General features: G+C 59.7%; 11 protein-coding genes and 1 pseudogene. 2 read left to right on the top strand and 10 right to left on the bottom strand.

Annotated elements, in window-relative coordinates; all coding sequences use genetic code 11:
* A pseudogene (locus tag ACTIEN_RS21215) lies at positions 1-360 on the bottom strand (ABC transporter permease); the annotation flags it as partial.
* Positions 361-363: 3 nt separating this feature from the next.
* A complete protein-coding gene (locus tag ACTIEN_RS21210; RefSeq protein WP_439525143.1) occupies positions 364-1,941 on the bottom strand; it encodes an ABC transporter substrate-binding protein in 1,578 nt (525 codons plus the stop codon).
* 157 nt (positions 1,942-2,098) lie between these two features.
* Between ACTIEN_RS21210 and ACTIEN_RS21205 the strand changes: the two genes are divergently transcribed.
* On the top strand, positions 2,099-3,001 hold the full coding sequence (locus ACTIEN_RS21205) for a LysR family transcriptional regulator (protein WP_439525142.1): 903 nt from the start codon (positions 2,099-2,101) through the stop codon (positions 2,999-3,001).
* 372 nt (positions 3,002-3,373) lie between these two features.
* Here ACTIEN_RS21205 and ACTIEN_RS21200 read toward each other — a convergent pair whose 3' ends face one another.
* Both ACTIEN_RS21200 and ACTIEN_RS21195 read right to left on the bottom strand, forming a co-directional pair.
* Entirely contained in the window at positions 3,374-3,913 is a 540-nt protein-coding gene (locus tag ACTIEN_RS21200; RefSeq protein WP_439525141.1) for a cytochrome b, read from the bottom strand.
* 13 nt (positions 3,914-3,926) lie between these two features.
* Positions 3,927-4,295, bottom strand: coding sequence for a hypothetical protein (locus ACTIEN_RS21195; RefSeq protein ID WP_439525140.1), 369 nt, complete (start codon positions 4,293-4,295; stop codon positions 3,927-3,929).
* Positions 4,296-4,410: 115 nt separating this feature from the next.
* Here ACTIEN_RS21195 and ACTIEN_RS21190 point away from each other — a divergent pair, with 115 nt between their 5' ends.
* Positions 4,411-4,854 carry a MarR family winged helix-turn-helix transcriptional regulator gene (locus ACTIEN_RS21190; protein ID WP_439525139.1) on the top strand — a complete coding sequence of 148 codons (444 nt, stop codon included), beginning with the start codon at positions 4,411-4,413 and terminating at the stop codon, positions 4,852-4,854.
* Between the two features lie 180 nt (positions 4,855-5,034).
* Here the strand turns inward: ACTIEN_RS21190 and ACTIEN_RS21185 are convergent, their stop codons facing one another.
* The 6 genes from ACTIEN_RS21185 to ACTIEN_RS21160 are packed head-to-tail and all read right to left on the bottom strand — an operon-like array spanning position 5,035 to position 9,769.
* A complete protein-coding gene (locus ACTIEN_RS21185; protein ID WP_439525138.1) occupies positions 5,035-6,114 on the bottom strand; it encodes a type IV secretion system protein in 1,080 nt (359 codons plus the stop codon).
* 6 nt (positions 6,115-6,120) lie between these two features.
* On the bottom strand, positions 6,121-6,522 hold the full coding sequence (locus ACTIEN_RS21180; protein WP_439525137.1) for a hypothetical protein: 402 nt from the start codon (positions 6,520-6,522) through the stop codon (positions 6,121-6,123).
* Positions 6,522-6,710 carry a hypothetical protein gene (locus tag ACTIEN_RS21175; protein WP_439525136.1) on the bottom strand — a complete coding sequence of 63 codons (189 nt, stop codon included), beginning with the start codon at positions 6,708-6,710 and terminating at the stop codon, positions 6,522-6,524. Before ACTIEN_RS21175 ends, ACTIEN_RS21180 begins: the two co-directional genes overlap by 1 nt.
* The gene (locus ACTIEN_RS21170) at positions 6,707-7,693 is read right to left on the bottom strand and encodes an ATPase, T2SS/T4P/T4SS family (RefSeq protein ID WP_439525135.1); all 987 of its coding nucleotides are present in this window, start codon (positions 7,691-7,693) and stop codon (positions 6,707-6,709) included. Before ACTIEN_RS21170 ends, ACTIEN_RS21175 begins: the two co-directional genes overlap by 4 nt.
* A gap of 4 nt (positions 7,694-7,697) precedes the next feature.
* On the bottom strand, positions 7,698-9,077 hold the full coding sequence (locus ACTIEN_RS21165) for a TrbI/VirB10 family protein (protein WP_439525134.1): 1,380 nt from the start codon (positions 9,075-9,077) through the stop codon (positions 7,698-7,700).
* Positions 9,074-9,769, bottom strand: a complete 696-nt coding sequence (locus ACTIEN_RS21160; RefSeq protein WP_439525144.1) for a TrbG/VirB9 family P-type conjugative transfer protein — start codon at positions 9,767-9,769, stop codon at positions 9,074-9,076. The genes ACTIEN_RS21165 and ACTIEN_RS21160 overlap by 4 nt, the downstream gene beginning before the upstream one ends.
* Between the last annotated feature and the right edge of the window lie 237 nt (positions 9,770-10,006).

The raw sequence follows: 10,006 nt of genomic DNA, 5'->3' as shown, positions 1-10,006 counted from the left end.
ACCCAGTGGAATTGCGATGAGGCAAGACAGCACCAGCGCCGAAAGCGTGAGTTCGAGCGACGCAGGCAGCCGCGCGGACAGATCGGTGAGCACCGGTTGCCCTGTGCTGATCGAGCGGCCCAGGTCGCCTTGCGCCAGATCACCGACATAGAGGAAGAACTGCGTTACCAGCGGTTTGTCGAGACCAAGCGCCTCTCGCACCTGCTGGATAGACTCGGCATCCGCCATGGCCCCGGCGAAATAGACCGCCGGATCGCCGGGCAGCGCGCGGGTCAGGATGAAACTGATCACGATCACCCCGATGATCACCGGCACGGTCTGTGCCAGCCGCATCCCGATCGCGCGCGTCCGCCCGGCCATCGCTCAGACCCCCGTCATGCGCCGCGGGTCGAGCTGGCGGTGAAACCAGAACTCGTAGCCCGACGCCCCGTTGACCGCGACGTTCAGGGCCGGCTGATACAGCGGGATGCGCGGCAGGTCGTCGATCACGATCTGGAACATCTTCTTGACCAGAGGCGCCCATTCGGGGTCGTCCATCGACATGTGCAGTGTCTGTTCGGTCAGGGCGTGCACCTCTTCGTTGTCATAGTTCGATGAATTGAACAGCCGGTCCTTCTGATAGGCCCAGAAGAAGTAGTAATCAGGCGTGTTCAGCCAGCCACCGAAATTCTCGAGGTGGAAATCGAGCGACTTGTCGACCAGCGCCACGGTGCGCCAGTTGGCACCGGGGATGCGTTCGACGGTGGTGATGATGCCCAGTTGGCCGAGGCTTTCCTGGATCAGCAGGGCCGTCGGTTCCATCCAGCTCGCCAGATCGAGGCTGATCGACATCTGCACCGGGAAACCGCTTGCGAAGCTCGACGCTTCAAGGTGCTCGCGCGCCTTGTCCATGTCGGTCATGTAGGGAAAGGGCCGGGGCCACGCGGTGTCGGTGATCTCTGCCGGACCGCCCCACATCGGCGCGCCGCGACCGTAGGCGGCGGTTTGAAAGATCGCCTCGTAGGGGATCGCATGGGCGATGGCCTTGCGCACGTCGGGGTCCTGGAACGGCTCGAACCGCGTGTTGAGGCAGGCGCAGTGGATGCAGTTCTCGATCGGCGTCGAAAAGACATCAACCGTCCCCACCAATTCCGATGCGTCTCGGTCGGGGATGTCGAAGGAGACCTGCACGTCGCCCCGTTCGATCAGGGCGCGGCGAGTCGAATTGTTCGGCACCTCGCGCATGATGACGCGCCGAATCTCGGGCAAAGGTCCTCCGCTCCAAGCATCGTTGCGGTCATAGACGATTTGCTGGCCCTGGTCCCACCGCGTCACCGTGTAGGCCCCTGACCCCGCGGTGGTGGTGTGCAGGTATTCCGTGGCCCATGGGTCGGCCTCAGTCGCATTGGCGATCGCAACCTTCGAGTTGATGATGAAAGGCACAGGCACGGCGAGGTTCGGCAGCGACAGCTTGGATGGGTAATCCAGCCGCAACACAAAGGTCCGCTCGTCCAACGCTTCGAACTGGTCGGGCCGGAAAAACCCTCCTGCACGCATCTGCGTCGAGGGGAACCCGCCCACCGAAACTGCCCGATCGAACGACCATTTCACGTCCGTCGCTGTCACGGCGCTGCCATCGGTGAAGGTGGCATCGGACTTGAGTGTGAAGGTAAAGACCAGGCCATCGTCGGAAATGGTCCAGCTTTCGGCCAGTTCCGGCACGATGGTGTCGTAATCATAGGACATTTCGCCGGTGGGCAATTGGCGCGACCCGAACCCGACAAGTCGGTCATAACAGTTGATGGCGACTTGGTAGCTCGCCCTGTTGGTGCCTGTCCGGTGCAGATCGAGACTGTTGATGGTCTGGCCCGAGGCCACGACCATCGTCTCCAACCCCTGTGCTTCAGCCCTGGTGGTCCAGGCGAATGGCGCCATTGCCGCGGCGCCGAATGCGGCGGTCATTCTCAAGAAATTTCTTCGATCGGTGTGCATTTGTGGCAGCCCCCTTTGGCGTCGGTCATTGGTTCTGCTGTGCAGCATGGCAGGTTGCGTGCAGTTCGAAAAATGCTATGTTTTCACCTATCCGGTGCATCTGATGCACCACTCAAGAGGCGTCGCGATGCAGCACATGGACACATTCCGCCTGATCGAGGCGATTTCCCGTGCCGGATCGATCCGCAAGGCGGCGGAGGATTCCAACATCACCGCCTCGGCCCTGAACCGACGTCTGGCACGGTTCGAACGCGAGTTCGGGTCGCAGATCTTCGAACGGCTGCCCCGCGGTGTGCGTCTGAACCCTGCCGGAGAATTGGTGTTGCAGCACTACCGCGCGCAACGCTCGGACCTTGCACGGGTCCAAAGTCAGGTTGCCGACCTGTCGGGGGTTCGCCGGGGTCATGTCACCATTGCTTGTTCGCAGGCGCTGTTGCCGTTTTTCCTGCCCCAGCAGATTGCGGCCTATCGCAAGGCACATCCAGGTGTGACGTTTGCTGTCAACGTACGGGACCGCGAACAGGCCGAAGCAGAACTGGTTAGTTTCCGCAGCGATCTGGCGCTGGTGTTCGAGCCTCGCGTTTTGGTGGATTTCGAGGTGCTGCACGCCATCCCACAACCGGTTTGCGCTCTCTTTGCGCAGGATCATCCGCTGGCTGGCCGGTCCGAGCTGCGGCTGCGCGATTGCATCGATCATCCCCATATCGCGCCTGCGCAGAAGTATGGCGTGCGCGGCCTCCTCGACATGGCAGCCAAACGGGTCGGCCGATCCGTGTCACCCGTGGTCGAAACCGAGTCCTTTGAGTTGATCCGCTATTACGTGAGGCATGAACGTGCGGTTGGCTTTCAGATCCCCATCGGTTTGTCGGTGGAACAAGATCGCGGCATGGTGTTTCGGCCAATTTCGGGTCGCGACATGCCACCGGGCAACCTGCTGTTGGGCCAGATGCGTGGGCGTGTACTGTCCGTTGCAACGTCGCGCTTTGCAGATCAGGTGTCACTTGCGCTGGCCAACATGTCGGATGCCTGAGGCCGCATGTGGCTCAAATGGATGAGATCAGCTTTAAACGGGTAAGATGGCCCCGATACGATGCATCTGATCAAACCAGTTGCGGGCCAAACCGAGAGAAATTACAGCAATATGCACGAACCACCAATCTGATGGCGCCGCACTGAAGCAAATTTCTACGGTGACCTAAAGGTCGGTAAATATCCGTGTGTGCTTTGTGCGATCTTGCAGATGTAAATCACATTTTCTTTGCCTTTCATCTGATCAAGTCGGATCTAAACGGTCCTGCACTGAACGGCAGTGATTTCCGCTCTGGGGAATGCTGTGGCACCTAGGAGGTCCACAGTGCAAGAGTACAGAATGTCCGTTTCTGCAAACTGTCTGGACGGCGCCCTACGCCTTTTGAAACCAAATTCGTTTGAGCGTTTTGTCCTTCAAGTAAAAATGATGATACAGCGTGGCGCCGGCATGGAGCATCACCAACCCGACCATGACCCGCGCGCCGATCCCATGTCCCGCCCTTGGTGGAAGTTCCGCCAGTTCGGGAAATGCCGCCGAGCCGAACAGAGCGTCGGGAAGTCCTGATATGACCGACATGGCGATACCGCTTGCCAACAGCAGGATGACAGCGGCGTAGAGGCCACGATGGGTCCATCGGGCGATCCTGTCCTGCCAGGGTGGAATGCCCGCCACGGGACCAGGCTTGGTGTCGAAACGCCACCACCAGATCAGTCTGGTCACGGTCAGGATAAGCACAAGGATCGCGACCGGCAGATGCACCTGAAGCGCGGCGGTCTTGACATCCGTGTCCGTGGTGAACCCTGCACGGAATCCGCTGCCAAGCAGAATGACGATCAGCAGGGCGCTGATCCAGTGTAGGCCAATCCCGATCTTGCCGAACTGGCTTGTCGTGCTTTTTGTAGAATGCGCCATGATGTGTCTCCGGTCATGCCCAACGCTGGATTGCCGCGTCGGAGTCCATTGGCCCGCTATTGAAGGCGATACGCGCCTTGGGGGCGTGCTCATGCACGATGTTCACCAGCTTTTCGAAGGTCAGGAAGTGATCGTCGTCCTTGCGCACGCCTGCACCGATCATCACGACATCATAGGCGTCTTGTTTCAGCGTCTGTTCCAGTTGTTCCATCGCGGTCTCGCCGCTGAAAATGAACCCGATGGAGGCGTCATAGCCGAGGTCGTTCAGTTTGCGTTCATCCGCGCGCAACGCGGCTTCGAGCTTGTTCGCGTCCAATCCGGGATACCTGGAATAATCGACCACCGTGGGATGCCAGCCGACCATGAGAACCTTTTTTGTCATCGGGATTTCCTTTGCGAATGTACATGTGGCCTGCCAACCGCCGATTTGCGTTGTATCTGGACGCTGAGCAGGCCATTTTAATTTACACGTAAACTATAAGAGAGATTTAATTTACATGGCAAGCAAAATTTCACCCCCGCCGAAGTCCATTGGCCGCGCTCTCAATTTCACGACCGGGCGCATGAATGCGCTGTGTCATCACTTGCTTGACCCACACGATCTTTCACTGCCCCAGTGGGTGATCCTGTCATGCTTGTGGCGCGACGAAGAAATCACGGTCAGCGCCTTGGCGGATCTTGTGGGCAACGGGCTTCCTGCCACGTCCAGAATCGTGGATCGCATGGTCGACCGGGGATTGGTTGCACGCCAACAGCACAAGACCGACGGGCGTGCCATCGTCGTTATCCTCACGGAAAAGGGGAATGAGTTGCGGCATCTGTCCGATTTCCACCAACGAATAAACGCCAGGCTCTTTGAGGGTTTTTCACCTGAAGAACAGGACCTCGCATTTTCATTGCTTGCTAGGATGCAGGCGAATGCCGAAAATGCGCTTGAATAATGGGAAGAGCAGCCCGAATAGCAATGACGCCTCTGCTCACAGACAAGCGGAGAGCAAATAAGCAAACCTGTTCACAGTGTGAGTTCGAACAACCGTCGATTTTGCAGATGCAACGAATGGCCGGTCTCGTGAGGCTGCGTCGCAGCGATGGTAACTGCAATTAATGCCCCAAATGGGTCGTCACCGCCTGCCAAGACGACCCAACCTTGAAAGCTGAGCCAGCATTCGGGCGCCTGTGCCGATCGCGTCGCCGGGAGGAGTGGCCGTTGGCGTTCCCGCAGAATTCGGACGGCTTGGCAACGCTTGCACACCAAAGAACTGTCGAGCTCGAAGGGCAGCGTACTCCGCTCCGGTTGCGCCCCCAATGGCGTAACGGTTGTAAACCTGTTGGCTACCTGCCAGCCCTCGGGCGAAAGCGTAACTCCCCCCGAACCCTGCCGAGAGTGCAGGCATCATGATGTTGCCTGAGATTGCCCTCACTAAGAAGGGTGTTGCTATGATGAAACCTTTCGCCATCAGCACCAGCATGAAAAACGGAATAAGAGCGCCTATGTTAGATGCTCCCTCTGGGTCTCCAAGCTCGGCGAGAAGCGCGCGTGACACCCCAGTGATCGTCGCGAACACGCCGGCCACGACAATCGGATACATCGCGAAGGAAATGAGGGCCGATAGCCAGCGCGCGAAGTAATCCTTGGTGACCTCAAAGAGTGTCAGGAAAATCATGACCGGCGCAATGCCGATGAGAAGAGCGATCATCAGGCGCGAGGCCACAACAATGAACGCGGCCAGACCCCCCAGTATTGAGAGCAGCAGGACCCCTAGCGTGTCCAACAACGCACCGGCCATCCAGTTCAGCTCAGATCCTGCGGCATTCAGGTAGTCCCCGAGCGCTCCAATCAGCTCGTCGAATTCCTCTGCAAAGGTGCCGGACGGACCTGGTGATCCGCCGCCGACAGAAGCCACAAGCGATCCGGCAATGCTGTCGATCCCATCCAGAATCGCCGCGGCAAGCACGTTGAACTGGACCCAGTTGGTCGCGAATATCCCGATCAGCGCCACCTTCGCGGCCAGCCAAAAGGCCGTTCGGCCATCCATGGCGCGATACTGGTAGATCATGTTGATGAAGACCAGAACGACAACCAGTGTTGTGCCGAGAACCAGCACCGTGCCGACCGTTGCGGCCACCGCGCCAAACTGAGTTTCGGCAGCGGTATCTAGATAGCCTTCAGCCGTTTCCACGAAGTAGGTGACGACACTCATGGGAAACTACCAGTTGCCAGCGGGTTCGCAGATTGGGATGGCGACGAGACGCAGTTCATTCGCTTGCCGCCGGTATGCGGACGTCGCTTCCACGATGTCCCAGTATTCAGATGAGGTGAAACGCTCGAAGAAGACGCGTTCGGCCGCTTCCCAAGATGGATACCGCGTTGGACATTCGCAATTTTGCGCATCAACGATGCGTTGCATGCTCTGCGCCCGATAAATTTGTTGGATCAGAAGACGTTTGTAGGACTCGCGCACATTGATGTTCTGCATCCAATGTGGCTCTGAAGGCTGGTCGGGGCAGACATCCGGCCGATTGTCGAGCGTCGGGACCAGGTTCCGCTCGGCCACGCCAGCGATTGCACTGAGGACGACGAGCAGGCTTCCAACGGCAACGACTCGCATTATTCTGATGCCGCTTTTGTGCCAACAGTTTCACGCTTCAAGAACGTGGTGTAGCCGTAGTCATCAGCCTCGGCCGTAATGACTTCCCACCCTTCCGCACCGCGCTCATTCAAGGCACTTCGCATCGCCTCAAAGTCCTTCTGTTTCTTCACTTGGAAGAGCAGGACGTCATACTCAAAGGTCTTCATTGGGTAGCTCCGATTTCGCTTGTGCCGGGGAGGTAGAATTCCGTGATGCCGCGCTTGCCGTCATGACGACCGGCCTGAATGATCACATCGATGGAGTTCTCGATGTATTGGATCATGTCCGCATAGGTCATCGGGATCTCGGTCTTGAGGGCGGCGATGGCAAGGCGTTGTACGGCGAGTTGCGGGGTTTCGGCGTGAAGCGTGGTCATGGATCCCCCATGGCCGGTGTTGATCGCCTCGAGGAAGGTCATGGCCTCCTTGCCGCGCACCTCTCCAAGGATGATCCGGTCGGGGCGCATCCGCAGGGTTGCGGTGAGCAGCACATCGGCGGTCTGGAATTCCGCATCGCGATTGGCGATGAGGGTCACGGCATTGGGCTGTGTCGGCAGTAACTCGGCGGCTTCCTCGATGGTGACGATCCTTTCGTCCGCCGGCACATGGGAGAGAATCTTGCGCGCGGCGACGGTCTTGCCTGTGGAGGTTCCGCCCGAGACGATCATGTTGAGCTTGTTCTCGACACAGAAGGCCAAGGCGTCATCGATGTCACCTGCGGCCACGACCTCACGCAGCTCCCGCGCTTTCTCGAGGCGCAGTTCTTCGAGCTTGCGTTCCTTGCCATAAAGGAAATCAAGTTTGATCCCCTCGAGCGGCAGGCTTGAGAAGAAACGCAAGCTGATCGACATGGCGGAAAGCACGGCGGGCGGGGTGATGACCTGGGCGCGGATCGGGCGGCCTTTGTAGGTGATCGAGACCGAGACGATGGGGCGGTCCTTGCTCATGGTGGTATTGGCTGAAGAGGCGATCTGGTTGCCGAGATCCTTCACGTCCGTCGCGGTCAGCCTCTGATCCAATCCGCGCATGAAGTGGTCGCCCTGAAACTCGCCCCAACAGGTGCCGTCGGGGTTGATGCAGATCTCGATGACATCGTCGCGGGCGGCGGCTTTGATCCGGTCGAGCGAGGTTTCCAGATAGCTCAGCGACATGGGTTCAGAAGATCTCCAGATCGCGGTCGACCATCACCGTGACGCGCGCGCCTTGGTCGACATAGATGACGGGCCCGATGGAGAGGTAGTCGCCGATCACAGAGTCGGTGGCATCGGCCAGATCGTCGCCCACGTCTTCGAGCACGTCCGCAGCTGTCTCGTCCTGAACATTTGCGGCGGCCGCACTCGGCGCCGTGGAAATCAGCGAGATCAGCGCCGCCGAGCCGAAGCGTTCGTCAAAGCGCGTGTCCACGAAACCGGTGACGCCCGAGCGGCCCAGTTCATCACCGCCGAAGGAGCTGATCTGGATGGTTTGATTGTCGGGCAGGATGATCCGGTCCCAGGCGATGGTGACGCGGCGCTGCGCGATATCGACGCCTGAGCGATAACGCCCGATGAGGCGAGAGCCACGGGGGATCAGGAGGCGGGAGCCGTCGAAGCTGAAGACATCTTCCGAGACGACGGCGCGGGTCTGGCCAGGCAGGGAGCTGTCGAGTGCGGATTCCATGACGGCCTGGATCATCGTGCCCTGGATGATGGTGTTGGACGGGTTGGCGATAACTTCGGCCTGGGTGACAGCCGTGGGCAGCGCGCCGTTCAGCACGAAATCCGTCACCTCACCAAAGGTGCGTTCGCTCAGATCTGTTTCCTTCGCACCGGACGTGCCACCGAAGGCGATGGTTGGTGAGGCGATGCGGCGCTCCTGAAACGCACGTTCCTCGGCGGCGCGACGTTCGAGAACCGTCAGCCGCCGTGCCTCCTCTTCGCGGCGCAGTCGTTCTTCTTCCCGTGCGCGCTGCTCATCCTCAGACGGCCCCAAAGGCGCGGGGGCAGGGCGATTGGCTTCGAGTTGGATCAGTTCGAGATCCATGCGCAATTGCTCGAGGCTTCGATCCCGGGCGGTGAGTTCGTCCTGGAAACGTTGCTGTGCCGCTTCCGAGACGGCCTGCAGTGCAGCGATCTGGGCTGTTAATGCATCGATGGCCTCGGACGCTGCGGTATCTTCCTTGACGACCAGTTCGGGGGCGTTGCGCAATTCCTCGATCTGGGCCTGCAGGGCGGCGATCTGTGCCAGGAGTTCGGCATTGGGCTCTACCGGATCGGGGGCCACAAAGACCACTTCGGGCTCGGGCGGGGGCAGGGTTTCGATGGCCCCGAACCCATCGCCCTCGTTTTGGAACACATCCGGTGTCGCCGTGGGCAGGGCTTCCTCTACCTCGGGCTGGGAGAGCAGGTAGACCATCGCCCCGCCAGCGCCGATGACGAGCACCACGACCAGGGCCAGAAGCGGCGAGCGGCGCGGAGCGGCTGGCGCGCCACGCGTCCTGCCTTGCTCCAGGGCGGCGAGGCGTTTTTCCAACTCGGTATTGCCTGTGTCACTCATGACGATGCCCCTGGCGGCGGCGTCGCCTCGATACAGACGACCTCGTCACCGATCCGCAGCACCCATTGCCTGTTCACGCCGGAGACGCGGATCACGCCGTCCCCGGTGGCCTGCGTGTTGACCGTCCGCTCGCGCCCGGTTGCATAGCGGAAGATCGCGGGCACAGGGGCATTCCGCGAAAACGCGAAATACGTAAACGTACCATCATCCCAGACGCGTGTCGGCGTGAACTCGGTGCGCGCGCTGGCCGCATAATTGAAGTTGGGGGCGCGTGCTGCGATGGCGCGCGTCGGGCGTGCATCCTCATCCGGATAGCGGAACTGCACCACGTAGAAGGTCGGGCTGCGGACCTCCTGGACGTTGAAATAGTAGCTGCGCCGGTTGGTGTAGACGGTCACATTGGTATGAACGGCGCGCGCGACGGGTTTGATCGCGAAGGCCTGGCCGCCCGGCACGCCGTCGATCTCAAAGCCCTCTGTGTCACCTGCGATGATCGAGCGGATGCTTTCGCCGCGCCCGAACTCGATTGTGGTGACATGGGTGAGCGAAACGCTGATGCGATAGACTTGGCCCTCCTGGTAGGAGGCCAGCCGTACGCGGCTATCGTTTGGTCCTTCGCGCGGAATGGCTTCGGCAAATGCGAAGCCGGGCAGCAGAGCCAACAGGCTAGCAACAATCACCTTCTGGATCAAACATGCCTTTCTGGAATGAGGAGCTTCGCCAATACCCCCGCGGCTCAAGCGCTCTGGCGACATTGTTGACAAGGTCTTTTGCAATGAATTCCAGAAACGCAATATGACGTTTTGAGCAAGGATTGGATCACTTGTTCGCTGCCTCTCCCTTCGGTCGAGCGCGAAGAGTGATGTGTCTTTTTTCTTGCTGAGCTCAAAAAGCATTAATTCTCCAATCTGTCGGAGCGGATGGAATAT

The organism is Marivita sp., assembly GCF_051859345.1.
GTDB lineage: Bacteria > Pseudomonadota > Alphaproteobacteria > Rhodobacterales > Rhodobacteraceae > Marivita.
The sequence above is the reverse complement of the archived record's forward strand: the minus strand, read 5'-3'. Positions and strand labels throughout refer to the sequence as shown.

Coding starts and splice junctions, on each gene's coding strand:
- ACTIEN_RS21210 (WP_439525143.1), bottom strand. CDS start 1,941: ATGACCGCCGCATTCGGCGCCGCGGCAATGGCGCCATTCGCCTGGACC.
- ACTIEN_RS21205 (WP_439525142.1), top strand. CDS start 2,099: ATGCAGCACATGGACACATTCCGCCTGATCGAGGCGATTTCCCGTGCC.
- ACTIEN_RS21200 (WP_439525141.1), bottom strand. CDS start 3,913: ATGGCGCATTCTACAAAAAGCACGACAAGCCAGTTCGGCAAGATCGGG.
- ACTIEN_RS21195 (WP_439525140.1), bottom strand. CDS start 4,295: ATGACAAAAAAGGTTCTCATGGTCGGCTGGCATCCCACGGTGGTCGAT.
- ACTIEN_RS21190 (WP_439525139.1), top strand. CDS start 4,411: ATGGCAAGCAAAATTTCACCCCCGCCGAAGTCCATTGGCCGCGCTCTC.
- ACTIEN_RS21185 (WP_439525138.1), bottom strand. CDS start 6,114: ATGAGTGTCGTCACCTACTTCGTGGAAACGGCTGAAGGCTATCTAGAT.
- ACTIEN_RS21180 (WP_439525137.1), bottom strand. CDS start 6,522: ATGCGAGTCGTTGCCGTTGGAAGCCTGCTCGTCGTCCTCAGTGCAATC.
- ACTIEN_RS21175 (WP_439525136.1), bottom strand. CDS start 6,710: ATGAAGACCTTTGAGTATGACGTCCTGCTCTTCCAAGTGAAGAAACAG.
- ACTIEN_RS21170 (WP_439525135.1), bottom strand. CDS start 7,693: ATGTCGCTGAGCTATCTGGAAACCTCGCTCGACCGGATCAAAGCCGCC.
- ACTIEN_RS21165 (WP_439525134.1), bottom strand. CDS start 9,077: ATGAGTGACACAGGCAATACCGAGTTGGAAAAACGCCTCGCCGCCCTG.